A 25,849-nucleotide genomic window follows, 5' to 3' on the forward strand; every position below is an offset into this window, starting at 1 on the left:
AGACTCACTCCATAAAATGATTGTTTTAGGCCTGTCTGGCGCCGTCAACCACGATGCCTCCGCTGCTTTATATATTGATGGCAAACTTGTTGCCGCCGTTGAAGAAGAACGTTTCCTGCGTGATAAACATGCCAAAGGAAAAATGCCTTACGAGGCGACCAAGTTCTGTCTTGAACAGGCAGGGATTACCCCTGAACAAATCGATATTGTTGCCTTTCCTTATGCAGAAATTGGCCTTAAATCACCCGCGCGCTGGCATTATGCCAAGCGTCATTGGTATGCACCGGATCGCGCCTTAACGGCTTTATTCAGCGGTAACCGTCGTTATTGGCGTAATCATCAGAATGTAATGAAGTTACTCGATGATCTGGGCATCGGTGCTGATAGAGTCAAGTTTGTGCCGGTCGAACATCATCTCGCTCATGCTAGTAGCGCCTATCACCTGAGTGGTTTTAAAGAAAAAACCGCTATCATCGGCATTGATGGCAAAGGTGAGTACGCCACGACCTTTTTCGGTTATGGCGAAAACGGCAGAATTCATAAAATTAAAGAGTTTTATGATCCTGACTCATTGGGCGGCATGTATGGCGCACTCACTGAATACCTCGGCTTTGAAATGCTAGATGGTGAATTCAAAGTAATGGGGATGGCACCGTATGGCGACCCAAGCCGATTTGATTTTTCACGTTTAATCGACTGTAAAGACGGCAACTTCAAGGTCAATAATAAACTGGTCAACACTGTTGGTTTGCGTCGACATAAAAAAAATGGCAAAGGTTATTTCTTCAGCTCTGATCTGATTGATTGGCTAGGCCCCATGCGCGAGGGTGATGAGAAGGACGAACCCTATATTGATTATGCTGCCAGCATTCAAGATCTGCTGGAAAAAACCGCACTGCAATTGATTGATCATTATCTTGGCGACATTATTAAAGAAACAGGCAAAATCGCTTATGCCGGTGGTGTCGCTTTGAATGTAAAACTTAATCAACGCATTATTGCCATGCCCGGCGTGAAAGAACTGTTTGTTCAACCTGCCGCCAGTGATGCTGGTACCGCAATTGGTGCCGCCAGTTATGCATCACAAATGGCGGGCGTGCCTGTCGAAAAGATGGAGCATGTGTATCTCGGGCCTGCTTACACCACCGAGCAATGTATAGAAGCCTGTGACAACTATGAGCAGCCAGTTACGTGGCAACGTATGAATAATGTGACTGCTGAAACAGCACAGATTTTGGCTGATGGAAACCCGATATCCTGGTTTCAGGGCCGCATGGAGTTTGGGCCAAGAGCCTTGGGTAACCGCAGTATTCTAGGTTCGCCAAGTCATTCTGGTGTTGCTGATCGTATTAATGCACAAATCAAATATCGCGAGCGCTGGCGTCCATTTTGTCCAAGCATTTTGGATACGGTAGCGCCTGAGATACTGCAAACCGATCATCCCAGCCCGTATATGACATTCACCTTTGACGTAAATGAGAGCTGGAAATCACGTATTCCGGAAGTTGTACATGAAGATGGTACAGCTCGAGCGCAGATCGTTACCCAACATACCAACCCGCGTTACTACAGTCTGTTACAGGAAATGGAAAAGCTCACCGGTAACGGCGTTGTATTGAATACCTCTTTAAACCGCCGCGGTGAACCGATGGTTTGCAGCCCGACTGATGCGTTGAATATGTTCTTTGGTTCTGACCTGCAATATTTGGTCATGGAAGATATTCTTATCACCAAACAATAACCGTGCTACAACTAACTAGAGAGAAACTCATAGGGAAAGGATGGCATCGCGAGTGCTATGAACATCCTGACGACCGCGACTTATGTATCAAAGTTGTTGTCAACGGTAATAATGCCGAAACAAACCGCGAACAAGCTTATTATCGGTATTTAACCCAACATTTAACGGACTGGCGGGCAGTCCCACGTTTCCATGGCAACGTAGAAACTAACTTAGGCCAAGGCGCTGTTTTCGATCTTGTATATGATAGTGATGGGCAGGTTTCTCGTACGCTAGGCTATTATCTTGAAAGTCCTGAACGGTTCTTGAAGAATAAGACTGCGCTTAACTCTGCGCTCGCCCAGTTAAAACAATACCAGCTACAACATAACGTGCTGACCATGTCATTAAAACCCAATAATCTACTGATACAGCGGAATGATGACGGAGCGTTTTCTGCACATATTATTGATAATTTAGGTAATGCCGATTGGATACCTCTAGCCAATTATTTTTCTTGGTTCGGTAGCGCCAAAATAGAACGTAAGTGGTCTCGCTTTCACAAACTACTTGGGCAAACATACCCTCACTTAGGAAACGACTTACAGGCCTTTTGAGTTATGCTCAGCTTAGGTGACTATCTCGTCAAGTACAAAGCCCGACAAAAAAATGTCCGTATAAGCAGTCCCAAAGGCATCGATCATGACTGCTGGCTACAGCTCGAAGAATTCTCACGCATGGGTGACGTAATAGTGGACCCGTCGAGTCCAGTCACAGAAAAATTGAGAATAGGCGCTTATAGCTATATCAGAAGTTATTCCAAATTACTGGGTATCGCTGAAATTGGCCGCTACTGCTCAATCGGCCGCAATGTCACACTAGGATTACCACCCCGTAATCACCCAGTAGACTGGGTCTCGACCAGCACACAGTTCAGTCGTCAATACACGCATCAACTTGCTCCGACCGTTATTGGACACGATGTTTGGATTGGTAATAATGCTGTTGTAATGGCGGGACTAACTATAGGTCATGGTGCAATCATTGGTTGTGATGCTGTCATAACAAAAGATGTTTTACCCTATGAGATTGTGGCAGGTAACCCAGCAAGATCTATTCGTTTTCGTTTCGACAAAGCCATTATTGAACAACTTTTAGCATCTAAATGGTGGGATTACGATAAACATGAACTGGAGAAGTTGGACTTCCAAGATATTATTCAATTCACTCAAAACATCTGGAAACTCAATCAAAAAGCGCAATTATCTTTAATAGAAATAAAAGGAAAACGCGTTCGCCCCGGTTAATCTTCAGTTTACCGAGGCCTTCGACTTTAACTTGCTTATTGCTTTGGCCAGTTCTGGAAAAACCGCTGTTTATCCTGATGCTGTGCTCGACGTTCATAAAACGAAATGCAATGCTCTTGCATGGCGTCAAGGTCAATCAACTCAACTTGTCCAGTTGGTTTTAATAATAAATTGCTCGCCTTTAAGTCCCCATGACTTAACTTAAACGTTGCCATTAGGCTGAAAATACGTTCGACTTGCTCCATTACTAATTTAGGCGGCAAAGCATCAGGAAAAGCATGGTTAAGTTCTTTGGCATCATTGGATAAGGCGCAGATTAGATACGCTGTTTTCCTTAATGGCCCCTTCCTTTTTTCAATAAAGCCCAATGCTTCCGGCGTTGATATGCCTAATAACGCCATCAAGTTACCATAACGCCAAGAATTAGCAGCACGACTTGGGCGCCAACAGCGCTTTAAGAAATGCGAGAATGACTTTACGTTGTAACGCTTTATAACCACATCTCGTCCTGCCAACTTTGTGACCACAACCGTCGCGGAGTTACCGGCTTTTAAAACATTTCCCTGCTCAACCAAAGCGTCTATTCGATGAACGACATCTTCAGATATTGCTTCAAAAAATCGGCGTTTAAACGCATACTCAATCGTCGCCGTTTTTTTATAAGCCGTCATCGTGCATGAACGGAAGCATTTTTTCAGGTAGGTATTTTTACGTTTCTGCCACTGCTGATTAAGTCGCTTTTTAAAATTATGCTGTGCTTTTTGATCAAATGACCAGCCACGCTGCTGAAAATAAACACGCAGTTTATCCTTCACGATAACTTGTTGTTCTGGCGGAAATTGCGCCACTAACAGGGCAAGGTTGGTCAGGCTTTTTTGTTTTGAAAGCGGCTTGCCCGCTTTACCGCGCACTGAAGCCAGGTCAATGAGCACAACGCCCTGCGGCGTGGCTAATAGATTATCAGGATGAATATCTTGTTGATAAATACCACCTTGGTGACATAACAGCATAAGCTTTACTAGTCTTTCAGCGGAGAGCGCATCATGCTCTGTCAGCTTGAAGCTGGTGGCATCAGACAAAAACGCATAGCCGACCGCTAAACAACCAGCCAAATTGTGCTCTATCAAACGCTGCTCAGGAACTGGAACGCCAGCCTTTTTACAAGCCTGATAACCTGTTATTTCTCTGGAAAGCTCTCGTTTTCCTTTTCGTGTCGGTGCGAACAACTTGAGTAAAAGCCGTTTACCCTGATGTTCCGCATCAACAACCAAGCGTCTTCTTGCTAGAACTCTCAGTATTTTCCGACAGTGAAACGTGCCTTTATCGGTATCAATATCAAATGGTGCTGAGACCGCTTGACCATTGAGAAAAGCATGAATGGCTTCACTCATTTGGGGGTATGCCTTTGCCATTTTTCCAGCAACACCTGAGCGCGCTGTTCCACCTTGTGCCAGAAAGTCGCATCCTGTTCTATGGTATCCCGCAGCGATTTATTGCTATATCTTTTCATAAACCGAAGTCGGTCCCGCAGAGTAAGGGGCACCTCATGGGCAGAAAAATACAACGACCCTAAATCCTTTATCAACCAACGCTGCGGGACTTTTTTTCGTTGTTGCGCACGATGTAAATCGATCAAATGAAGCACTGTGTCTTGGTTAATCTCATTACTGTCAGCAAATGTATCGGTCAACAGAAAGTGGCATAGATAATAATCACGGTGATTAATACCTGCCTGGTGCATGGTTCGGCTAATATCCGCCAACTTCTCAATCAGTGTTTTTTTAGTCTTGAAGGTCGGTTTTGTTTTCTGCCATTGCTTTCCCAGATCTTCAAGACTCATGGTATTGGCCAAATCATCCGTAACCACAAAAGAGTGGCGTTTCGCTGGGTTATTGCCTCGCTCACCATAAGCGGCGAGTTGCATGGTAGCGATGCCTAACTGATGCAGCCGTTCTATCGCCTGCCATTCATTTTTGGCACTGATAATTGGCAAACGCCATTGCAGCAGGTTTTTCACAATCTCACCCCAACCTACGCCGGCGTGATATTTGAGAAAATAGCTATGATTATTCAAGGTGAAGCGTAAGGTACGACGACCTTCTTTATCTCTAAACACGTCGCCTTGCTGCTTTAGTAATACATCAAAGCAATCTTGCTGTTGCCAGGCAGCTTGTACATCTTCTCGAAGATAAACGGTTTGCTTCATCCCTGACACCATGCTTCTATCTGATCAGCACACAGCTCTGCACGCGATAACGCTGAGACATTCTGATTTTTGTCACTGCGGACGGGCAATGAGGGCGTCACCCCACTCAATACCTTCGCAAGATCATGCACAATCACCTTATCATCAAGCACCTTGGACTGTTTATCCTGCTCAGCCAGAAAACCGTAGCCACAGACATCACTGATTAACATCGGCAACCTTGCTGCCGCTGCTTCCGCAAGCACCATGCCTGCCGCTTCTTTTCGCGCCGGATGCACAAGGTAATCGGCAGCAAAATAAAAGGGAGCAAGATCCGTTTGTCCGCCCCAGAACGTAAACTTAAGCTGTCTGAGCATATTCAGTTTATTCACATAAGACGATTGCTTGCCATTACCCACGATCCACAGTTCAAAGCGACTTTGTTGTTGCTCAGACAAGCGTGCTAGGGCCGCAATCACTCTATCCAAGCCTTTGGTGTTGAAGTCTGCCGCTACGAATAAGAGTAAAAAACGTCCCGTGTCTTGTTCATATTGTTTTCGCCACTGTCGTGCGGCTTCAAATTTCTCAGCACTGTAATGAAAAGACTCCCCCACAGAGACAGGCAATAAATAATTATTGTTGGGGTTGAGGCCAAAACTTGTTTGATATTGATCTTGTTGATGTTGAGTCAGAAAAAAACTATGCAAATGGGGCGTCTCAAATAAAGTTTTTTCGATCGCTGCATAAGTGCGGTAACGGGGCAATAGGCGTTTTAAGCCGCGATAACGATTGGCGGTAAAGCAAGGATCTGCAGCAAAGTAAACATCCAAGCCCGCTAGTTTGGTAAAGCCCACCACATAATCAAACAAGCCTTGCTGTTTCAGACTGACGACATAATTGGAAAGCGCTCGAATTCGACCATGATTAGTGGTTTGATTCTTTTCCAACTCATACAGTTGCCAATCCGATGGTTTATCACCGTGCCAGCCCAGCGTAATCACAGAAATTTGATGGCCACGTTTTGCCATTGCTTCGACAACAAAATAAAAATCACGTTGTGCCCCACCAAAGGGAAAATACTCTGTGATGGCAAAAGCAAAATGCATGAAATCAAATATCCTGAACCTAAAAAGCGGGGTAGGCACTAACATCTTAGCGAACATTAAACTAGAATAGTGGTGTTCTGAACTTAACGTACTGTTGTAAGACAAGACTAGCGCTCAATCACACGCAATAGTACCACCTAGCTGAAATAGAGGTAAGCCGTGTCATTCAAATCAACCTTGGCTCGACATCAATCCATGATCGAAGGGCTGTTTACACTCGAACCACAAGTAACGGCTTTAATTGAGCGAATCAAACAGTGTCTTGATAACGGCAATAAAGTCTTCTTCTTTGGTAATGGCGGTAGCGCCTCCGATGCGCAACATCTGGCGGCAGAATTTGTAGTCAGGTATCACAAAGAGCGCCGCGCTTATGCTGCGATTGCCTTAACCACAGATACCTCAATTCTCACTGCACACGGTAATGACTACAGCTTTGATTCTATCTTTGACCGCCAGATCGAGGCGTTATCTAAACCTGGTGATATTGCCATTGGCCTGTCTACATCAGGCAATAGCGCTAACGTCATCAGTGGTATCAAAACCGCTCAGAAATACGATGTCTGGACGTGCGCTTTCACCGGTGAAGACGGTGGTCAATTAAAACATATTGCTGATGACTGTATCCGCGTGCCAAGCACCGAAACCGCTCGCGTTCAGGAAGGCCATATCCTCATCGGTCATTGGCTGTGTGAAGCACTCGACGAAGACAGTCCAGCCATTTCATGAGCCGCCAGCAAATTACGACCGACGTAGCAATTATCGGCGCAGGTATTGCCGGTCTTTGGCTGCATAATCGCCTTAATCAGGCCGGTTATCACGCTGTGTTAATTGAAAATGGCAAAATCGGTCAGGGGCAGACCTTAAGCTCGCAAGGCATTATCCATGGTGGCAGTAAATATGCACTCAATGGCATCTTGTCTAAAGCCTCGCAAGTGATTAGCAATATGCCGGCGCGCTGGAAAAGTTGTTTAGAGGGTAAAGGCGAAATCGACCTGACTTCCGTCAAAAAACTCGCCGAACACCAACTGCTATGGTCAAAAGATCGCTTATCGTCAAAAATGGTCTCTTTTTTTGCCAGTAAAGCGCTGAGCAGTCGTATGCAGAGCGTTCCTTTACAGAACCGCCCGGCATTATTTCAAGATCCGGCCTTTAAAGGCGCTTTGTATCAATTAGATGAACCTGTGCTTGATGTTCCCAGTCTGTTAGAAGCACTTGTGAAGCCATTCCATGACCGCATGTTGGCGGTACCCAAAGAATCAACGTATGCGTGGCAAAAACAAGGCGATCACCTGTCATCTCTGACCGTTGATAGCTATGAAATTCAGGCTCAGCATTTTGTTTTTACTGCCGGTGAAGGTAATGAAGCCATACTCAACGCGTTGAATATCAGCAAGCCGGCCATGCAACGGCGTCCATTGCAGATGCTGTTATGCAAAAGCAAACAGACGGATAAACCCTTACCTGCGATCTATGCTCATAGCTTAGGCTCAGGCTCAAAACCAATTGCCACTATCTCAAGTCACGTTAATAAAAGCGGTGAAGTTGTCTGGTATCTGGGGGGTAATATTGCTGAGCAAGGCGTGGGTAAAGACAAAGCCCGATTAATAGAAGAAGCCAAGCTATTATTGAGCGATATTCTTCCATGGTTTGAGCTACCAGAACTAGACTGGGCAACACATCCGGTCAATCGTGCTGAGCCCCAACAATCAAGCTTAAGCCGCCCTGATAGTGCTTTTGTCAGTAGCCAAGGCAATATGCATATCTGCTGGCCGACCAAACTAGCGCTAGCGCCCGACTTAACCGATCAAGTCTTCAAACAACTGGAATCAGCAAAACTTCAGGCAGGCGCACATAAAAACCCGGCATTCCAACATCCACAAGTTGCCGAGACCTTGTGGGACAGAGCCTTTTAAATGACTTACTTGTCACAGAGAAAAACCATTGCCGATACTGGCGTCAACGTCTCACCCCTCGGACTTGGCACCGTTAAGCTGGGCCGTGACAAGGCGGTCAAATACCCAGAAGGCTTTAAAATTCCAAATGATAAGCAAGCGGCTGATTTACTCGCTTTAAGCTGGGACTTAGGCATAAACCTGATTGATACCGCTCCCGCTTATGGCCACAGCGAACAACGTCTGGGGCAGTTACTCAAACATCAATCGCATGAGTGGCTTATCGCCACCAAAGCTGGTGAATATTTTGATAGCCAATCGGGCGAATCACGTTATGACTTCAGACCGGAATCAATCATCAATAGCGTCGAAAATAGTTTAAAACTATTGCAGCGTGAGGTTTTAGATATTGTTCTGATTCACTCTGATGGCAACGACACTGACGTTATTGATCAATACGGTGCATTGCAAACACTGGCAGATTTAAAGCAACGAGGTCTTGTCAGGGCGACCGGCATGTCGACCAAGACCGTTGAAGGCGGCATCAAAGCCTTACAGCAAGCCGATATGGCAATGGTGATGCATAACCTTGAGTATCAAGCAGAACGCGCGGTATTAAAGCAGGCAGCGATAGATAACAAAGGGATTTTTATTAAAAAAGCGCTAGGCAGTGGTCATCTGGCAAAAAATGCCTTAGATTCGGATATCGTTCAGGCAAATTTCGATTTTATCTTTGCCGAACCTGCTGTCAGCAGCATTATTATCGGCACCATTAATCCCGAGCACCTAAAAGACAACGTCACCAAAGCAGCGCAGGCACTGAGTAAAGTCTAACGTCCCTGATGGATTTTATTGACTATTGCGGTGGTAGAACAGTTTTCAACCAAGCCCATGACTTTGACTTCACCGCCATAGCCTTCAACGATTTCCCAACCGACTACGCCTTTTTTATCGTAATCGCCGCCTTTGACTAAAATATCAGGCTGAATATAACGCAATAAATCTTCTGGCGTATCACCTTGGAAGCACGTTACCCAATCGACATCGGCCAAGCCTGCCAATACCGTTAAGCGCCGTTCAGCGGTATTGATAGGTCGCCCTTCGCCTTTAAGCTTGGTCACCGATTCATCAGTATTTATCGCGACAATTAAACGATCGCCCTGAGCCCTTGCTTGCTGCAAATAGCTGACATGCCCTGCATGCAAAATATCGAAGCAGCCATTGGTAAACACCACTTTCTCGCCACGCTGTTTCGCTTGCTCAACAGCAATTTTCAACTGTTCAATGGTGACCGCGCCACAAAAACTGTGATCGGTATTATTCAAACCCTGATGACGTTCATATTCGGTTTTAAGTTCAGGCCCACTGACGGTCGATGTGCCTAATTTGCTGACCACAATGCTCGCTGCAACATTTGCCAATGTCACCGCATATTCCAGATCTTGCCCTGCTGCCAAGGCTGATGCCAACGTTGATATAACAGTATCGCCAGCACCGGTTACATCGGCGACTTCTTTGGCAATAGCGGGCAAGTGAAACTCAGGCTGATCAGCACGAATCAAGGTCATACCGTGTTCACTACGCGTGATCAGAATTGCTTTGATATCGAGCTGCTTAATCAGCGTTTGGGCTTTTGAAATTAAGTCGCCTTCTGACTCGATCTTGCCGGCAACCGCTTCGAACTCCGTCATATTTGGTGTAATTAGATCAGCACCTCGGTACCGTGTAAAATCACTTCCCTTGGGATCCACCAGCACCTGAATATCTTTCTGTTTAGCAGTATCAATCCAGAATTGTGGCTCAGACAAGGTGCCTTTGTTGTAATCCGACAGAACCATCACTTTCGCATTGTTGGTCACTTGCTCAGCAAGGCTTTGCATTTCTGTAGCCAGTTCAGGTTTGAAGCGTTCTTCAAAATCCATTCGCAACAGCTGTTGATGATTACTGACGATGCGAGATTTGATAATGGTGCCAGCATCACGGCTTTGATGAAACAGACAGTTAACCCCGACAGAATGCAGACGTTGCTTGAGTACAGTTGCCGCCTCATCCAATCCACTGACACCGGTCAGGTTGCACGTCGCGCCGAGTGAAGCAATATTCATTGCCACATTGCCGGCCCCGCCGGGTACATCTTCCAGACGATCAACATTCACAACAGGAACGGGGGCTTCCGGGGAAATACGACTGGCTTTACCAAAGTAGAAACGATCTAGCATTAAATCGCCGATAACAGCCACTCTGGCTTGGTGAAATTCAGGAAATTCGTGTTTCATAGTGGGCGTAATGAGCCTGCTCTGGACAAAACAATGACGTTATTGTGCTTGTAAAACGCTTTCCAGTCTATGCCAGACCTGATTGACTTCCATATCAGCCATACACACAGGGTGGCCATCGACGGCTTCCGGCAGAGGACAACGACGTTTATAACAAGGTGAGCAAGACATGCCCGTGATTAAATGCTGCTGATTGTCGCCAAACGTGCCAATCAGATGGGTATCGGTTGAACCATAAATGGTGATCGCTGGTTTTCCTAACATGGCAGCCATATGCGCAAGCCCGGTATCACTACACAAGGCCGCATCAGCACCTTGCATCAAGGCCACAATATTATCCAGCGGTAATCGCGGTAAAGCATGTGCATGCTCACTGACTGAAGCGATCTGCTGAGCACGCTGATATTCCTCTTCATTACCGCTAGGCAATAATAGACCGTAGCCCTTTTCTGCGGCTTTCAACACCAAGGCCTGCCAATGCTTGACTGGCCATAATTTGGTCAGCCAACTCGCATTATGCACCAACATTAAATAACGCTGAGGTAAGGCAAAATCTAACGCTGGTAACTGACAATGATCCAGTTTGACACCGTAATCTGCATGGTCATTAGGTACGCTGTAGCCGAGCGCAGAAGCTAATATCTGACGCATACGCTCAACGGCATGTTGATTGGGGTTTACATTAATCGGGTGGCGATAAGCCAGATGCGCAGGTTTTTCCCGACAACTGTATTTATCAAGGCCATAAACAGGGCCTTTTCGGAGCAGACTGACAAAGGCACTTTTCAGGTTGTTCTGCATATCCACGACGACATCGTAATCGTCAGCATTGAGTCCTTTATAAAAGGTCGCTATTTCGCCATTTTTGATATTTTTCCACCAGCCCTGACGCCAATTACGGTGAGAAGTGGTAATGACTTTTCGAATCCGTGGATGCCATTTCGGCACAGCCGAAAAAGCCTTGTCTACCACCCAGTCAAACTCTATATCGGGAAACACCGATGCGGCATCTGTTAACGCAGGCAAAGCATGCATCAGATCACCCATCGATGTCAGTTTAATGATTAAAACGCGCATTGAAGGTGTCAGTTGAACTCAAGCGTTAGAGGATGTTCACGATGGAACCTGAGGATTTTAAGAAAAGCATCTGGATTTTTAATTTGTGTCAGCTCACCTTCGCGAGGGAAGATCTGGTCTTGTAAACGTGAGAGCCAAAACCGCAAAGCAGCCGCGCGTAACACCAAATTCCAGTTAGCCTGCTCCGCCTGCGTCAAGCTGCGCTTTTCAAGGTAGTGTTGCATCATGGTTTGATAACGCTGTTGATCCGGCAAGCCTGTTTCATCGACACACCAGTCATTAACCGCCACAGCTAGATCATAAAGCAGGTATTCATCACTGGCGTAATAAAAGTCGATAATGCCGGTCAGTTCATCGCCATCAAATAAAGCGTTATCACGGAATAAATCGGAATGGGTCACGCCCCAGGGCAAATCCAATGTTGCATAAGCCGATTGCACGCGCAGTTCATCACGCAGCATGTCAGTCACATCGTCATCGAGATGCGTCAGTAGGGTTTCCGCCGTACTTTGACGCCAGTCTGCACCGCGTTCGGTTGCACGACGGGCGGTAAAGTCTTTACCTGCCAAATGCATTTCACCTAGGATAGCGCCAATTTCCGCGCATTGCCCCAAGGTTGCCTCAGTATTAACGCCTCGGCCAGCCAGTCGCACGACTAACGCCGCAGGTTTACCGGATAAGGTTTTTAAGTATTGGCCTTGCTTATCGGCAGCAGGATGCGCCGAAGGAATGCCATGCTGGTAAAAAAACGTCATTACATCGAGAAAATAGCCTAACTCAGCAAAGTCATGATGCTCGAATAAAGTAAGCACAAACTTACCTTGCGTGGTGGTAACGAAATAATTGGTGTTTTCGATACCGTCACTGATGCCTTCATAAGACACCAAATCACCAACCGCATACTCACCCAAAAACGCGACTAATTCGTCGCGTTCGACTTCAGTGTAAACCGACATGAAAACTGCTCAGATTAAAGGATATTGCCTACCATTCCAGCAGAATCCAGTTGGGTACGGCGCCGGAATCCAGCTCAAAGCTTTTTGATTCTAACGATCCGTCACCGTCTGTATCTGTGAGGTAGTAAGGTTTACCGACCGAAGGAATCACTTTAATCATATAAAGTTGACCGCCTACACGGTATTCCTCAATGGTACGGTCTTCTCTTTGAATAATATTGACTTCGGGCTCTATGCTGTCACCGCTTTGTAATGGCTCAGGAATAACAGGTGGCTTTTCCATGACCGATTCTTCATCAGCCCAAACATTGGCTGTCATTACAAGTGCAACTGCGCATACAATAGCGATTTTATTAAACATGTGAATGCTCCGTGTCATTTCGCAGTAAAGATAGCATTTCCACTGCTTGGAGAAAAGCAATCTGTTCGCAATTAAACGGTAATCGATAACGCTTATGAGTCAATCAGCCCCTGTTGTTTTAGTCGACGGTTCCTCTTATCTCTATCGCGCTTTTCACGCGATGTTCAAAGCTGACCTACGTAATTCGGCCGGTGAGCCCACAGGTGCAGTACGAGGTGTCACTGCCATGTTACGGCGTTTACTGGCTGATTATCCCGACAGTCCCATTGCCGTTATCTTCGATGCCAAAGGCAAAACATTCCGCGACGAATTATTTGAAGATTACAAAGCGCAGCGTCCACCGATGCCGGATGACTTGCGCTCCCAAGTGCAACCCATTCATGACATTATCAAAGCGATGGGCTTACCGTTGCTGGTAATCGACGGCGTCGAAGCCGACGATGTTATTGGCACTTTTGCCCGGCAAGCAACGGAAAAAGGGCTTGATGTTGTTATCAGCACTGGCGACAAGGATATGGCGCAACTGGTGAATCAGCATGTCACGCTGGTAAACACCATGACCGAAACCACCTTAGATCCTGACGGCGTCAAAGAAAAGTTTGGTCTGCCCCCTGAGTTGATTATTGATTTTCTCGCTTTGATGGGTGACAAGGTCGATAACATTCCCGGCGTACCCGGTGTCGGCGAAAAAACGGCTTTAGCGTTAATTCAAAGTCTCGGCAGCATTAAAGACATTTATCAAGACCTAGAAGCGGTGCGCAGCCTTGATTTTCGTGGCGCGAAGAAAATGCCGGAAAAACTCGCCGAAAATAAAGATATGGCCGAGCTGAGTTACCTGCTTGCCACGATTAAATGCGATGTTGAATTAGACATCGATATTGAAGCGATTAAAAACCAAGAACAAGACACCCAGTCGCTGCTTACATTATTTAAACAAATGGAATTTCGAAGCTGGATCAACGAACTGGAGTCAGTAAACAGCACAACGGTGGTCACAGCAGCTTCAACACCAGTAAATGATCACACTACTCGTGAGCAGGACTACCACACCATTCTCAACGAACAGCAGTGGCAAGACTGGCTGAAAAAACTCAATGAGGCGAAACTGTTTGCCTTTGACACTGAAACCACCAGTCTCGATTATCTCGAGGCGCGCATCGTTGGGGTCTCGTTTGCGGTAAAAGCCGGAGAAGCCGCCTACTTACCACTCAATCATGATTATCCTGGCGCACCGGATCAGCTTGATTTTGATGCCGTGATGGCGGACCTAAAACCGCTGCTGGAAGATCCGACAAAGCTCAAAGTCGGACAAAACCTCAAATATGATCGCCATGTCTTACTAAACCACGATATCAACCTGCAAGGCATCGCTCATGACACCATGCTGGAGTCCTATGTGCTAGACAGCACGGCAACCCGTCACGATATGGACTCTCTGGCGAAAAAATATCTGGATCGCGACACCATTCACTTTGAAGATATTGCCGGTAAAGGCAAAAAGCAGCTGACCTTCAATCAGATTGGCTTAGAAGAAGCAGCCCCGTATGCCGCAGAAGACGCTGATATCACGCTGCAACTACACGAAACCTTATGGCCACGAATTCAGGCTATTCCATCGTTAGTAAAGGTTTACTCCGAATTAGAAATGCCCTTATTACCTGTGCTCAACACACTGGAACGCAACGGCGTCAATATCGATATCTGGATGCTGCAAAGCCAAAGCGATAATATGGCGCACCAAATTGCCGAGTTAGAAAAGCAGGCACATGAATCGGCGGGACAAACATTTAACCTTGGCTCGCCTAAGCAATTACAAGAAATCTTGTATGAAAAGCAGGAACTGCCAGTTAAAAAGAAAACTCCTAAAGGCCAGCCATCCACAGCAGAAGAAGTATTACAAGGCTTGGCAGATGACGGCTATGAATTACCCCAAATAATCATGCAGTATCGGGGCTTAAGCAAACTTAAATCGACCTACACCGATAAGCTTCCCTTGCAGGTTAATAAAAGCAGTGGGCGAGTACACACTTCGTACCATCAGGCCGTCACAGCAACAGGCCGCTTGTCGTCATCCGATCCCAACCTGCAAAATATTCCTATTCGTAGTGAAAATGGTCGACGCATTCGCGAAGCCTTTGTTGCTAGCAATGGCTATACCCTGCTTGCCGCTGACTACTCCCAAATTGAGTTACGCATCATGGCGCACTTATCCGGTGATGAGAGCCTGCTCAAAGCCTTTGCCGCAGGGGAAGATATTCACCGTCATACCGCCTCAGAAATCTTCGATATTGCATTAGAAGATGTCAGCAGTGATCAACGTCGCAGCGCCAAAGCCATTAACTTTGGCCTGATTTATGGCATGTCCGCTCATGGTCTATCCAAGCAACTTGGTATTGAGCGTCATCAGGCTGCCGACTATATGCAGACCTATTTCGACCGCTACCCTGGCGTACGTCAGTACATGGACAACACCCGTGAGCAGGCCAAAGAGCAAGGTTATGTAGAAACGATTTTCGGACGCCGTCTCTATCTGCCTGAAATCAACTCCAGTAATGGTATGCGCCGCCAGTATGCCGAACGCACCGCCATTAACGCCCCCATGCAAGGTAGCGCGGCTGACATCATCAAACGCGCCATGATTGCTATTCATAGCTGGTTATCCGAGGCTGATACCGGTATTCGTATGATCATGCAGGTGCATGATGAATTAGTCTTCGAAGTGCCTTTAGAACAGTTGGATATGGCGAAAGACACCATTGAAAAATTTATGATGGGGGCAGCGGAGCTGAAAGTGCCTTTAGAGGTAGGAATTGGGGTTGGGGATAATTGGGAGCAGGCACACTGATAAAGGCTAATTCCTCAATCCCTTGCCCTCAAGCCAACCTTGGTGTGTCAACTTGAAATTCGTATCATTGTTACCTATGTTTTTTACTAAGCCATACTGAATTAACTCTTCTAGTGCAGCTTCAAATTTTGCAAACTCACGAGTACCTTCTATACCGTAATATTCACGTCCGATTTCTAAGAAATCGCCATCAAATGTACTTAACTTTATGATATTTCCATCATTTGTATCTATCGCAGCTTTTAAAATCATTTCAGCTGCCTCTGATAAGCTCGGCTCCATGTTACTCACCTGAACTTGTTTAGATAAAGCATCACGTTCTTTTCTTAACTGTTCTAGCTGAGTTGATAATTTATCCTTGGTCTGCGAATCAGTAATCTGAGAAACTTCTTCATCTCTTTTTGCCCTACCAATCAACTCTTCTTCTCTATCAGAGAAATATTGAGCTCGCTTTTGTTCTAATTCGTTCTGCTTTATGAGTTTTGTGTTCTCGGCCTCTAATGTCAAGATTTCAAGTAACTCAAGTGGCTTTCTAGAAACCAATTGAAACCCATAACGTATCCACTGTGATGAAGCCGCAACAAGAACACCAAATATCAATGGGAGAACCACCAAAGTCCAGAAATTTGTTTGAGCGTCAAAAGCAGATAACCTCAGCTCAGGTTCTGACTCTAAAGTAAGGAGTAAAAATATCCCTCTCCAATTTAATGCAAAAAAAGTAAGAACTGCATACCCAAAGTATGGAGACCTAAATCTGGCTCCAATCGCATTAATAACATCGTTCATCAACATCTCCCTATTTTGAACAAGTGTTTTTCAAAATATCCTTAAGTCGTGCAATATACTAAATTCTATTGTTGAGCGTTTACTAAGCAGTTTCGCCTTAATGGCGAGTCAGGGAAATGCGTGCCCATTTCCCTAACAACCCTAGGGCACCCCAATGTGCTGGCCTGCGGCGCCACTGCGTTGCTCGCTTTATCTGGCGTCTGGTCAAAACTCGCTACGCTCAGACACTGACCAGCCGTTATCCAGATAAAGCTGTGCTACTCGTCAGCACGAAAGGGGATCTATGGATACTGTCTTAGCTGCTGCGATAGTTCCCTTTTCTTTTGCCCTTATGCGAAGCCGAGCATCGCAAAGCAGTTTGGGTTAAACACGGCGAGTGTTTGAGCGTAGCGAGTTTTCGTCGTGTTCCAAACTGATTGAGAAGCGCAGGGAACCCGCAGGGCAAGCATGGGCTGCCTTTTCTTTTGGTTCGTTTTCTTTGGGCAAACAAAGAAAATGAACGCCCCGCGGCAGCGTCTGAATAATAAGCTCAGAACGATGCTTCTTCATAAGCGTTCATTCGACAGATTGAACCTCCCCTTGCATCCGCTTATACAACCAAGCCAATCCCAACAAAGATAAACCAAGCCCCATAAACGCCGCCACCCGCCATAATCCATCCAAGCCCGACATATCCACCAAAAAGATCTTAGCAATCACTACCGCCAACAAGCCCATACCGGCTTTGTATACGTCTTTAATTCCCCAGCGCGTCCCTAACAATACACCGGCAATCGCCATCAGCATCCACACCACTGAGTAGGTATATAACTCGCCATCACCGGTAAGCTTATTGAGCGATACGTTTTCACCCTGCCACAGCTGTCTTATTTCCAGTGCCACAAACAGCATCAATGCCAGACCAGCAAAGCGTAATGCCAATTGCCGATACCGTGGCTGATGATAATAAGCCACTAGCAACGCCCAGATAATCGGTGCGCCATACGCCAATAAGAGAATATTAAACACTGGCGTCGGAGAGAGAAGTTCGCCGCTCCACCATGGGTTATGAATCAAAGCCGCTATGCCGTAACTCGCTAATGCCATGAGTAACAGGATTTTGGAGCAGACTTGATAGAGCGTGGCCAGACTGTGGCTGACTTTAGCTCGGTACTGATAGGTTAATGCGAGCGCCGCCCATAACGAGGCATTAATGGAAGCTTCCACCAAACTGTAGTCATGAGCGAACACATTACCGTCATATAACCAATAACGTAGCTCCGTACCCAAGGTTAATACAAACAGGTGCAATGTCGCGGCTTCCAGCCACGCCCGCAAATGACTACCTGCCTGACATTGTCGGCTGGCTAACAACGCAAATACGGTTGCACCACCATAGGTCCAGATAGTCCAATGCATATCGCTAGCGTAGTCGAGCAACCACGGGTTGAAGGTCAGGCGCAAAATCACCATCGCTAGTGCGGCTTTGATCATCCATTCCAGCCACGGTAGCTGGTAGCGTTTCATCAGCCAGCTTAATGACAATAACTGTGCAGATAAGGCGAGAGACAATGAGGCTTCGCGGAAATAAATGGCGACCGCCAAGGTATAAGCGACATGGGTGGATAAGGTTAGCCAAAGCACCATTTGGTCGCTTTTATCCCGCTCTAATCTGAGCGCAGCAAATAAGCCATACCCTAATCCAGCCAGCAACGTTGCGATGCTCCATGACAAAGATTGAGAAATACCGTTAACGCAGAGATAAGCCAATGTCAGCCACACCAGCGGCGATAATAATGCCAATGAGGATCGGGAGTGGCTAAAGCCCAGCTTTAACCACTGCCAGCCTGCCAAACTTGAATACAACACCGTCATCAATCCGCTATAAATCAGGAAGCTGTACTGTTGCTCTGTGGTCAGCGTAACTTGGGGATAATGACTTGTATCTAACTGCACATTAAACGCTAACAATAGCCAAACCAGCCACTGTACTCCTAAGCTCAACCACGGTAAGGCCCATAGACTATGGCGCTGAGTGGCGGCAAAACAGATCACCACCAGCAACGCCCATAAACCAAAATTAATCGCACTGAGCCCCTGAACATAAATAGACGCTGCCCATGCCAGCACAATCAGCACCATGACCAGTTGATTCATGGAGATAAACCCTGCCGCGGTGTTGATAGTTTTATTGTCTGCCAACTTAAAGAGATGTCTGCTATTAGCTTGCAGCAGCCAATCAAAGCTTGGAATCGCCAGTAACATCCAGGCAAAAATCGCTAAGTAGATACCACGAAACGCCTCAGGCTGAGTTGATGTCAGCGATAGTAACCACCAGCCCAAAGCACCTGCGACCACTCCCCACCACAACCAGCTCTTGCTGACATATCGAATCAATAGCAGTCCGGCACCGCTGATGATTAAACTGTAAATCATCGCGGCAAAAATATTACCGCTGCCAGTACTGACTAAAAGCGGCACAACATAAGCGCCGACCAGACCAATCATTGCCAACATGGGACCATGCAACAAAGCTAATATCATGGTCACCAGCGACACGACAGCCAAGGCGACAAACACCCAAGTAGGATTCATTAACTGATAAACATGTAACGCTGCCAATAAGGCCGCATAGAGGGTAATGCTTGCACCACCAGCCAGTGAAGCAAACACGGGATCACTACTCCCCTGTCGACGGCGCAGCCAGTCAGCTGCGATATGCAATCCAATACCGGTAAGCATTGCCATGGCGATCTGTGCTTTTGGCCCCAGCAAGCCCATATTGATGCTGTACTTGACCATAAAAATACCTGCCAGACCGACACTAATGCCGCCCAGCCAGGTCATCCAGTTTTCAATTAAATGTTGTTGCCAACGCGGACGCGCTTTTGGTTTAAGAGGGGATTCATAGCTCGGCGCTTCATGCTGCGGAGGTTTGTCAAAGCTTGACGTTTTGCTTGCAGGCTTGGGGGCTGTCCTATGCCGCTCAGAAGCTATGTTGTCGGAAAACGATTCAGGCTCTGCCGTAGCTTGCCCCTGTTCAATCACACTAAGTTGTTCTGCTAGCTGTTTGACTTGCTTACGTAAGGCTTTCTCACGGAAGAAGGCAACCCAGCCGAGTACAGCGCCGGCGATAATAAACAACACAGTTAAAACTAAAAACGTTATCTCGCCATCCATCTCTGTTTCTCCCTGTACAGCTATTGTTTATTGGCGTGGTGTTTTGTGATTCAGTCTGATCGTTTTTTCGCTCGGGGATGAGCCGAGTCATACACTTTGGCTAAATGCTGGAAATCCACATGCGTGTATATCTGGGTCGTTGAAATATCAGAATGACCTAATAATTCCTGCACCGCCCGTAAGTCACCACTTGATTCAAGCATATGAGAGGCAAAGGCATGCCTTAGACGATGAGGATGAACACGATCAGATATGCCCTGTTTTTTACCCCAGAAGCTCAAGCGTTTTTGAATCGAGCGCATTCCCAATCGTCGGCCTTGCTGGGTAATAAACACGGCTGGTTGATCAAAAAAGCCTGTCTGATCACGCTTTTCCAGCCAGTCTTGTAAAGCCTTTATCGCGACCGCGCCGACAGGACAGACTCGATCTTTATTGCCTTTACCTGTGACATGCACCAGCTGATCACCAAAATCAATATCACGCAGATCCAGCGTCGCCAACTCAGCTAGACGTAAACCGGACGAGTAAAATAATTCCATGATCGCTCTGTCACGACAGGCAACAAAGGTATCCGCTTGCGTCTGATCAAGCAGTGCGTTCATTTGATCCACATCCAGCGTCGATGGCAGTCGTTTTTCAGCTTTGGGTGCTTGTACCGCTTGAGCAGGGTTAGTCTCTGCCAAGCCTTGGCGAATAAGATATTGATAGAGCGAGCGAGTCGCAGACAGCATGCGCTGGATAGTGCGACTGGCAAGTCCTTTGCGATGAAGAAAGGCGATAAATTGTCGCAAGTCTGCAGGTTTAACTGAGTGCCAGTGTGACAGCTCCTGTCCTTGGCAGAAATCGATCAGTTGAGTGAGATCACGACGGTAATTGTTTACCGTGTGGTGTGAAAGACGCCGTTGTTGCGCCAAATAGTCGAGAAAAATGTTAGCGTGCTGCTCTAGCTCATTGCTCATGATGGCTGTGACAATACTGGCGCAAAATACGCATAAACACTTCACCGAGGAAACTCAGGTAATCCGTTGCCATATCGGCATGGAAGCGATTAGCATCGTGGCTTCCGATCGCCAATAATCCCGCACAAGGCTCGTGTCCTAGAGGCAAACAAGCAACCGATTGAATCTGATCGGCTTGTCCACTGAATAATATTTGTTTCTGCGCTTTCGTTAACCGACCACAAACGGGCTGTTGCTTACTCAGCAGATTATCAAAGCTGCGTAGCTTTTTATCATCCGCATGCAATTGTGCGACATTGGCACTAAGCTTTGGCAGTTCCTGTGGTTTATCGGCACTGTAAAACAAGCGCAGCGCCACATCATCAGCCGAGAACTCGTGTTTGAGTTCTTTTACCAATGCGTCGATAACACTTTTCAGATCAGGCGCATCAAGTAAACGTAAACATAAAGCATGAACACGCTGCTGCAGCTCATTATTGCTGTGCGCGTTGTCAATCAGGGCATGCAATTGCTCATTCAGCTGCTGATTTTTTTCTTGCAGCCGTTGCAGTTGCCTCTGGGCCAGAGATATTGTGCCTTCCGGTGACGCGTTTAACTCCAGCAACTCCAGCAATTGAGGTTGTTGCAGAAATAAATCTGGGTGATCCTGCAAATACTGCTCAATATCGGCGTTAGTTAATGTTGCTTTATCGTCGCCCACGCAATTTCTCCATCAAAGACATGTTGCGCCGGTCCAGTCATCCACACCGAGGCGTCTTGATCTGGCCAGCTTATTTGTAAATCACCACCCGGCAGTGACACAGTCACCATCGTATTCAGCAAGCCACGTTTAATACCGCTTACAACGGCAGCACACGCTCCCGTTCCGCAAGCAGAAGTTTCACCGGCACCACGCTCAAATACGCGCAGACGAATCGAGTCTGAATCGACTATTTGCATAAAACCCGCATTGACCCTTTCAGGAAAACGCTCATGTGACTCGATCAGTGGGCCAAGTTCCAACACCGATGCAACCGTCACATCATCCACCAGCATGACTGCATGGGGGTTTCCCATCGACAACGCGGCAATTTCCTTTTTGCCATGCTCATCAATTGTCAGCATATAGGTGGTAGCTTCCTCAGCCTGAAATGGAATTTTGGCTGGTTCAAAAATGGGCTTACCCATGTCCACTGTCACGCTGCCATCAGCTTGCAAGGTCGGATAAATCAAACCAGAGGCAGTTTCGACCGCAATGGTGTCTTTCGTCGTGAGGCCTTTATCTCGCACAAAACGCGCAAAGCAACGCGCGCCATTGCCACACTGAGCAACTTCGCCGCCATCGGCGTTGAAAATACGATAGCGAAAATCAGCCTCTGCGGTTTGTGGTTTTTCCACCAGCAATAACTGATCGCAACCCACACCAAAACGCCTGTCTGACAAAAACTGAATTTGCGCAGATGTTAATTCGACTGTTTGTTCGATAGCGTCGATAACAACAAAGTCATTACCAAGGCCATGCATTTTGCTGAATTTCAACATGGTTATGCCTGCAGAATGTGCTCTCCCGCGTACAACGATTCGATCGTTTCACGTTCACGAACCAGATGCACCTGATCACCATCGACCATTACTTCTGCCGCACGTGGACGCGAGTTGTAATTCGAACTCATGGTAAAGCCATAAGCACCCGCCGAGCGAATGGCCAAGAAATCACCTTGTTTAATGGCTAAAAGGCGATCTTTACCTAAAAAGTCACCTGTTTCGCATATAGGACCAACAATATCATATGTGGCTTCCTCTGCATCGCTGTTTAACATCACTGGCTGAATTTCCTGCCATGACTGGTACAGCGCAGGCCGCAACAAATCATTCATGGCTGCATCGACAATCGCAAACTGCTTGGCTTCTGTCGGTTTAATAAACTCAACCTGGGTCAGCAAAATCCCTGCGTTACCGGCGATGGCTCTCCCCGGCTCTAACAGAATTTCTAAGTCGCGATCAGTTAATAATGGCTGCAACGCCTCAGCATATTCAGCAGGTGTCGGCGGCGTTTCATCACGATAGTGAATACCTAAACCACCACCAATATCGAGGTGTTTGATAGTAATGCCATCTTCTGCCAATTCATCTATTAGCGTCAGAACACGTTTGAGTGCGTCAACAAACGGTGAAACGGTCGTCAGTTGCGAGCCGATATGACAGTCAACGCCGACTACATTGAGGTTCGACATCTGTTTCGCTGACTGGTACACCGTCCGGGCATCTTCGATAGCGATACCAAACTTATTTTCTTTCAAACCGGTAGAGATATAAGGATGGGTTTGCGCGTCAACATCAGGGTTGACACGAATAGAAACCGGCGCGACTTTGTTTAACATTGCCGCAACATCATTAATACGCGCTAACTCGGGAATCGATTCCACATTAAAACAACGAATATTTTGATTGAGCGCATATTCAATTTCTTCACGGTTTTTTCCGACTCCCGAAAAGACCGTTTTTGCCGCTTCACCACCTGCCGCAATAACACGCGCTAATTCACCTGCTGAAACAATATCAAATCCCGACCCGAGTCTGGCCAGAACATTCAATACAGCTAAGTTTGAATTGGCTTTTACCGCATAACACACCAAATGGGCATGATTTGAAAACGCGTCATCAAAGGCTTTCCAATGACGCGCTAATGTCGCACGGGAGTATACGTATGTTGGGGTGCCATACTGTTGTGTGATTTGCGTTACAGAGACATTTTCTGCGTGCAGTGTGTCTGCCTGATACTGAAAATAATCCATCTTAAATGCTTATCCTGCTGTGATGTTGTCGATTTCGCCTTCCGGCAGATAAAGATCGCCCTTCTGACCACATGCGGTCAGCATCAACATGCTGCACAGAAGTAAGGCAGGCATATTCCAACGTAAGAATTTTTGCATTTTTATTCCCCAAAATTCATGAATAACGGGCAGTATATACGGGAAAGACTAAGACGTCTTGACAGCAGAAACTAGAATTTCTTGTTTAACTTACATACTATTAGCCTTTAAGAGCTCAGCTTATGTTAAGGAATCGCAAATAGTCATGGCAAATATGGCACCCCCCATGAGACTCAGTGGCTTAGCAAGACGTTTAGTTACTGAAGGCTTGTTAAACGATGAGCAAGCCCATACCGCGCAAACCGCAGCAAAAGATGCCAAGCAACCCTTTGTCACATACTTGGTCAATCACAAAATCTTAGCTAGTGGTGCTATCGCTGCAATTGCATCGCAAGAGTTTGGCGTGCCGATATTTGATATCAACGCTATGAATCTGGATATGGCGGCTACCAGCCTCATCCAAGAAAAACTTATTCGTCAGCACAATGCCTTGCCTTTATTTAAACGCGGCAAGCGTCTATACATCGCGGTTTCTGATCCTACCAACCTACAAGCACTTGATGAGTTTCAATTCAACACGGCGATGAATACCTACCCGATTCTCGTCGATGAACAAAAGCTGTCATCGGTGATTGAAAAGGCATTAGATAAAACCGATGAACAACTAGACAGCTTTGGTGATGAAGATCTTGACGATATTGATCTGGGACCGGATGAAGCTGATAAAGGCGATGACATTACTGCCGCTAATATCGATGACACGCCAGTCGTCCGATTTATCAACGGCATCTTGACCGGAGCAATCAAAGCTGGCGCATCCGATATTCACTTTGAGCCTTACGAAAAGAAATACCGCGTCCGCATGCGGATTGACGGCATGTTACACGAAATGAAAACAGCGCCTGTCGCCTTGGGTGGACGGATTGCAGCGCGTCTAAAAGTATTGTCTCGGCTAAATATTGCAGAACGTCGCATCCCACAAGATGGCCGTATGCGTTTGAAGCTGTCAAAAACCAAAGCCATTGATTTTCGTGTGAATACTTGCCCCACCTTATTTGGCGAAAAAATCGTTTTACGTATTCTTGACCCGACAAGTGCACAGCTGGGTATCGATGCATTGGGGTACGAAGAAGACCAGAAAGCAACCTTTTTAGAAATCATGCATAAGCCTTATGGCATGGTATTGGTAACCGGTCCGACAGGTAGTGGTAAAACCGTATCGCTTTATACCGCATTGAATATTCTCAATACGGGTGACCGCAATATTTCAACCGCTGAAGATCCTGCTGAAATCAGTCTGCCTGGTGTTAACCAAGTTAACGTTCACCCTGCCATTGGGTTTGGCTTTTCTGAAGCATTACGTGCGTTCTTGCGTCAGGATCCGGACATCATCATGGTGGGTGAGATTCGTGACTTAGAAACGGCGGAAATCGCTATTAAGGCAGCCCAAACAGGTCATATGGTGTTCTCAACACTACATACTAACGATGCACCACAAACGCTAACACGTCTTGCCAATATGGGCGTACCTGCCTTCAATATCGCCTCTGCAGTCTCACTGATCATTGCGCAGCGTTTGGCTAGAAGACTTTGCTCCAAATGTAAAACTGCTGAAGATCTACCCAATGATGTGCTTCTTAAGGAAGGCTTTACTCAGGAACAGATTGACGCCGGAATTACTGTCAACAAAGCGGTCGGATGCGACAGCTGTACTGAGGGCTACAAAGGCCGTGTTGGTATCTATCAGGTCATGCCTGTTTCTGATGCCATGGGACGGATAATTATGGAAGACGGTAATGCCATTCAGTTAGCGGATCAAGCGAGTAAAGAAGGAATTGATGATTTGCGTAAATCAGGGCTCAAAAAAGTGGCTGCGGGTCTTACCAGCCTTGAAGAAATTAACCGTGTGATCAAGGAGTAACACATGGCAGAAGCGATAGCGAGCAAGGCGAAAAAAACAAAGGTCAAGGTGCCAAACATCTACCTTTGGCAAGGCACTAATAAGCAGGGCCGACGTATTAAAGGCCAAGTTTCTGCTGAAAACCTCAACCAGGCAAAAGCCGAATTACGAAGTCAGGGGATAGCCCCCCTGAAAATCAAAAAGAAGCCCAAAGATCTGTTTGCCCCGCGCAAGCCGAAAATCAAACCGTCGGATATTGCTGTTTTCAGTCGCATGTTAGCAACGATGATGTCTTCCGGCGTACCACTGATGCAGTCCATGCAAATCATCGGCGAAGGCCATGAAAATGCCAGTATGCAAGAAATGATCCTTGCCATTAAAGCTGATGTCGAGTCAGGAACCAGCCTTGCTCAGTCTCTGGGGAAATTTCCTCTCTATTTTGATGATCTCTACGTCAACCTTGTCAAT

23 protein-coding genes are annotated in these 25,849 nt (G+C 46.6%); 9 read left to right on the top strand and 14 right to left on the bottom strand.

The features are described from left to right. The first annotated feature begins 16 nt into the window (after positions 1-16). Genes MDMS009_RS13440 through MDMS009_RS13450 form a run of 3 tightly spaced genes read left to right on the top strand, consistent with a single transcriptional unit; the run spans position 17 to position 3,027 of the window. Positions 17-1,741, top strand: a complete 1,725-nt coding sequence (locus tag MDMS009_RS13440; protein ID WP_008291989.1) for a carbamoyltransferase family protein — start codon at positions 17-19, stop codon at positions 1,739-1,741. Positions 1,742-1,743: 2 nt separating this feature from the next. Further along, complete coding sequence (locus tag MDMS009_RS13445) at positions 1,744-2,337, top strand: YrbL family protein (protein ID WP_008291942.1); 594 nt, start codon at positions 1,744-1,746, stop codon at positions 2,335-2,337. 3 nt (positions 2,338-2,340) lie between these two features. Continuing rightward, positions 2,341-3,027 (top strand): CatB-related O-acetyltransferase, encoded by a 687-nt coding sequence (locus MDMS009_RS13450; protein WP_052298177.1) that lies wholly within the window; start codon positions 2,341-2,343, stop codon positions 3,025-3,027. Between the two features lie 35 nt (positions 3,028-3,062). Here MDMS009_RS13450 and MDMS009_RS13455 read toward each other — a convergent pair whose 3' ends face one another. Genes MDMS009_RS13455 through MDMS009_RS13465 form a run of 3 tightly spaced genes read right to left on the bottom strand, consistent with a single transcriptional unit; the run spans position 3,063 to position 6,318 of the window. Then, entirely contained in the window at positions 3,063-4,439 is a 1,377-nt protein-coding gene (locus tag MDMS009_RS13455) for a lipopolysaccharide kinase InaA family protein (RefSeq protein WP_081443634.1), read from the bottom strand. After that, on the bottom strand, positions 4,415-5,233 hold the full coding sequence (gene rfaP / locus MDMS009_RS13460) for a lipopolysaccharide core heptose(I) kinase RfaP (protein ID WP_043888366.1): 819 nt from the start codon (positions 5,231-5,233) through the stop codon (positions 4,415-4,417). Before rfaP ends, MDMS009_RS13455 begins: the two co-directional genes overlap by 25 nt. After that, positions 5,230-6,318, bottom strand: a complete 1,089-nt coding sequence (locus MDMS009_RS13465; RefSeq protein ID WP_008291984.1) for a glycosyltransferase family 4 protein — start codon at positions 6,316-6,318, stop codon at positions 5,230-5,232. Before MDMS009_RS13465 ends, rfaP begins: the two co-directional genes overlap by 4 nt. A 159-nt stretch (positions 6,319-6,477) precedes the next feature. Here MDMS009_RS13465 and MDMS009_RS13470 point away from each other — a divergent pair, with 159 nt between their 5' ends. Genes MDMS009_RS13470 through MDMS009_RS13480 form a run of 3 tightly spaced genes read left to right on the top strand, consistent with a single transcriptional unit; the run spans position 6,478 to position 9,044 of the window. Then, positions 6,478-7,044, top strand: coding sequence for a D-sedoheptulose-7-phosphate isomerase (locus MDMS009_RS13470; RefSeq protein WP_008291990.1), 567 nt, complete (start codon positions 6,478-6,480; stop codon positions 7,042-7,044). Then, positions 7,041-8,231: an FAD-dependent oxidoreductase gene (locus tag MDMS009_RS13475; protein WP_008291923.1), complete on the top strand. Its 1,191-nt coding sequence runs from the start codon at positions 7,041-7,043 to the stop codon at positions 8,229-8,231. The genes MDMS009_RS13470 and MDMS009_RS13475 overlap by 4 nt, the downstream gene beginning before the upstream one ends. Then, positions 8,232-9,044: an aldo/keto reductase gene (locus tag MDMS009_RS13480; protein WP_043888368.1), complete on the top strand. Its 813-nt coding sequence runs from the start codon at positions 8,232-8,234 to the stop codon at positions 9,042-9,044. Here MDMS009_RS13480 and hldE read toward each other — a convergent pair. Genes hldE through MDMS009_RS13500 form a run of 4 tightly spaced genes read right to left on the bottom strand, consistent with a single transcriptional unit; the run spans position 9,041 to position 12,838 of the window. Continuing rightward, the gene (gene hldE / locus MDMS009_RS13485; RefSeq protein WP_008291979.1) at positions 9,041-10,486 is read right to left on the bottom strand and encodes a bifunctional D-glycero-beta-D-manno-heptose-7-phosphate kinase/D-glycero-beta-D-manno-heptose 1-phosphate adenylyltransferase HldE; all 1,446 of its coding nucleotides are present in this window, start codon (positions 10,484-10,486) and stop codon (positions 9,041-9,043) included. The two genes, MDMS009_RS13480 and hldE, sit on opposite strands and share 4 nt — an antisense overlap. 39 nt (positions 10,487-10,525) lie before the next feature. After that, on the bottom strand, positions 10,526-11,563 hold the full coding sequence (gene waaC, locus MDMS009_RS13490; RefSeq protein ID WP_043888369.1) for a lipopolysaccharide heptosyltransferase I: 1,038 nt from the start codon (positions 11,561-11,563) through the stop codon (positions 10,526-10,528). 8 nt (positions 11,564-11,571) lie between these two features. Next, the gene (locus MDMS009_RS13495) at positions 11,572-12,519 is read right to left on the bottom strand and encodes a homoserine kinase (protein WP_008291945.1); all 948 of its coding nucleotides are present in this window, start codon (positions 12,517-12,519) and stop codon (positions 11,572-11,574) included. A 28-nt stretch (positions 12,520-12,547) separates the two neighbouring features. Beyond that, on the bottom strand, positions 12,548-12,838 hold the full coding sequence (locus MDMS009_RS13500) for a DUF2782 domain-containing protein (RefSeq protein ID WP_008291935.1): 291 nt from the start codon (positions 12,836-12,838) through the stop codon (positions 12,548-12,550). A gap of 136 nt (positions 12,839-12,974) precedes the next feature. On the opposite strand from MDMS009_RS13500, the gene polA reads away from it, so the two are divergent. After that, on the top strand, positions 12,975-15,725 hold the full coding sequence (polA, locus tag MDMS009_RS13505) for a DNA polymerase I (protein ID WP_043888370.1): 2,751 nt from the start codon (positions 12,975-12,977) through the stop codon (positions 15,723-15,725). Between the two features lie 6 nt (positions 15,726-15,731). Here the strand turns inward: polA and MDMS009_RS15925 are convergent, their stop codons facing one another. From MDMS009_RS15925 to lptM, 7 genes are all read right to left on the bottom strand, one after another. Beyond that, positions 15,732-16,511, bottom strand: coding sequence for a hypothetical protein (locus MDMS009_RS15925; RefSeq protein ID WP_008291922.1), 780 nt, complete (start codon positions 16,509-16,511; stop codon positions 15,732-15,734). A 555-nt stretch (positions 16,512-17,066) separates the two neighbouring features. Further along, positions 17,067-19,670, bottom strand: coding sequence for a DUF2339 domain-containing protein (locus MDMS009_RS13515; RefSeq protein ID WP_008291927.1), 2,604 nt, complete (start codon positions 19,668-19,670; stop codon positions 17,067-17,069). Between the two features lie 50 nt (positions 19,671-19,720). After that, entirely contained in the window at positions 19,721-20,629 is a 909-nt protein-coding gene (xerC, locus tag MDMS009_RS13520; RefSeq protein WP_008291940.1) for a tyrosine recombinase XerC, read from the bottom strand. Then, positions 20,619-21,329: a DUF484 family protein gene (locus MDMS009_RS13525; protein WP_008291956.1), complete on the bottom strand. Its 711-nt coding sequence runs from the start codon at positions 21,327-21,329 to the stop codon at positions 20,619-20,621. Before MDMS009_RS13525 ends, xerC begins: the two co-directional genes overlap by 11 nt. Further along, positions 21,305-22,150 (bottom strand): diaminopimelate epimerase, encoded by an 846-nt coding sequence (gene dapF, locus MDMS009_RS13530; protein ID WP_008291976.1) that lies wholly within the window; start codon positions 22,148-22,150, stop codon positions 21,305-21,307. Before dapF ends, MDMS009_RS13525 begins: the two co-directional genes overlap by 25 nt. A 2-nt stretch (positions 22,151-22,152) precedes the next feature. Next, the gene (gene lysA / locus MDMS009_RS13535) at positions 22,153-23,403 is read right to left on the bottom strand and encodes a diaminopimelate decarboxylase (protein ID WP_008291997.1); all 1,251 of its coding nucleotides are present in this window, start codon (positions 23,401-23,403) and stop codon (positions 22,153-22,155) included. Between the two features lie 9 nt (positions 23,404-23,412). Next, the gene (gene lptM, locus MDMS009_RS16145) at positions 23,413-23,541 is read right to left on the bottom strand and encodes an LPS translocon maturation chaperone LptM (RefSeq protein WP_008291970.1); all 129 of its coding nucleotides are present in this window, start codon (positions 23,539-23,541) and stop codon (positions 23,413-23,415) included. Positions 23,542-23,686: 145 nt separating this feature from the next. Between lptM and pilB the strand changes: the two genes are divergently transcribed. Both pilB and MDMS009_RS13545 read left to right on the top strand, forming a co-directional pair. Beyond that, positions 23,687-25,402 (top strand): type IV-A pilus assembly ATPase PilB, encoded by a 1,716-nt coding sequence (gene pilB, locus MDMS009_RS13540; RefSeq protein ID WP_043888371.1) that lies wholly within the window; start codon positions 23,687-23,689, stop codon positions 25,400-25,402. A 3-nt stretch (positions 25,403-25,405) separates the two neighbouring features. After that, the coding region (locus MDMS009_RS13545) for a type II secretion system F family protein (RefSeq protein ID WP_043888372.1) at positions 25,406-25,849 on the top strand (444 nt) is incomplete at its 3' end.

It is taken from the genome of Methylophaga thiooxydans DMS010 (genome assembly GCF_000156355.1).
Taxonomy (GTDB): domain Bacteria; phylum Pseudomonadota; class Gammaproteobacteria; order Nitrosococcales; family Methylophagaceae; genus Methylophaga; species Methylophaga thiooxydans.

Bases quoted from the DNA above. Each gene is read 5' to 3' on its own strand.
- MDMS009_RS13440 (WP_008291989.1), top strand. From the start codon at position 17: ATGATTGTTTTAGGCCTGTCTGGCGCCGTCAACCACGATGCCTCCGCT.
- MDMS009_RS13450 (WP_052298177.1), top strand. From the start codon at position 2,341: ATGCTCAGCTTAGGTGACTATCTCGTCAAGTACAAAGCCCGACAAAAA.
- MDMS009_RS13455 (WP_081443634.1), bottom strand. From the start codon at position 4,439: ATGGCAAAGGCATACCCCCAAATGAGTGAAGCCATTCATGCTTTTCTC.
- rfaP (WP_043888366.1), bottom strand. From the start codon at position 5,233: ATGAAGCAAACCGTTTATCTTCGAGAAGATGTACAAGCTGCCTGGCAA.
- MDMS009_RS13465 (WP_008291984.1), bottom strand. From the start codon at position 6,318: ATGCATTTTGCTTTTGCCATCACAGAGTATTTTCCCTTTGGTGGGGCA.
- MDMS009_RS13475 (WP_008291923.1), top strand. From the start codon at position 7,041: ATGAGCCGCCAGCAAATTACGACCGACGTAGCAATTATCGGCGCAGGT.
- MDMS009_RS13480 (WP_043888368.1), top strand. From the start codon at position 8,232: ATGACTTACTTGTCACAGAGAAAAACCATTGCCGATACTGGCGTCAAC.
- hldE (WP_008291979.1), bottom strand. From the start codon at position 10,486: ATGAAACACGAATTTCCTGAATTTCACCAAGCCAGAGTGGCTGTTATC.
- waaC (WP_043888369.1), bottom strand. From the start codon at position 11,563: ATGCGCGTTTTAATCATTAAACTGACATCGATGGGTGATCTGATGCAT.
- MDMS009_RS13495 (WP_008291945.1), bottom strand. From the start codon at position 12,519: ATGTCGGTTTACACTGAAGTCGAACGCGACGAATTAGTCGCGTTTTTG.
- MDMS009_RS13500 (WP_008291935.1), bottom strand. From the start codon at position 12,838: ATGACAGCCAATGTTTGGGCTGATGAAGAATCGGTCATGGAAAAGCCA.
- polA (WP_043888370.1), top strand. From the start codon at position 12,975: ATGAGTCAATCAGCCCCTGTTGTTTTAGTCGACGGTTCCTCTTATCTC.
- MDMS009_RS15925 (WP_008291922.1), bottom strand. From the start codon at position 16,511: ATGAACGATGTTATTAATGCGATTGGAGCCAGATTTAGGTCTCCATAC.
- MDMS009_RS13515 (WP_008291927.1), bottom strand. From the start codon at position 19,670: ATGGATGGCGAGATAACGTTTTTAGTTTTAACTGTGTTGTTTATTATC.
- xerC (WP_008291940.1), bottom strand. From the start codon at position 20,629: ATGAGCAATGAGCTAGAGCAGCACGCTAACATTTTTCTCGACTATTTG.
- dapF (WP_008291976.1), bottom strand. From the start codon at position 22,150: ATGTTGAAATTCAGCAAAATGCATGGCCTTGGTAATGACTTTGTTGTT.
- lysA (WP_008291997.1), bottom strand. From the start codon at position 23,403: ATGGATTATTTTCAGTATCAGGCAGACACACTGCACGCAGAAAATGTC.
- lptM (WP_008291970.1), bottom strand. From the start codon at position 23,541: ATGCAAAAATTCTTACGTTGGAATATGCCTGCCTTACTTCTGTGCAGC.
- pilB (WP_043888371.1), top strand. From the start codon at position 23,687: ATGGCAAATATGGCACCCCCCATGAGACTCAGTGGCTTAGCAAGACGT.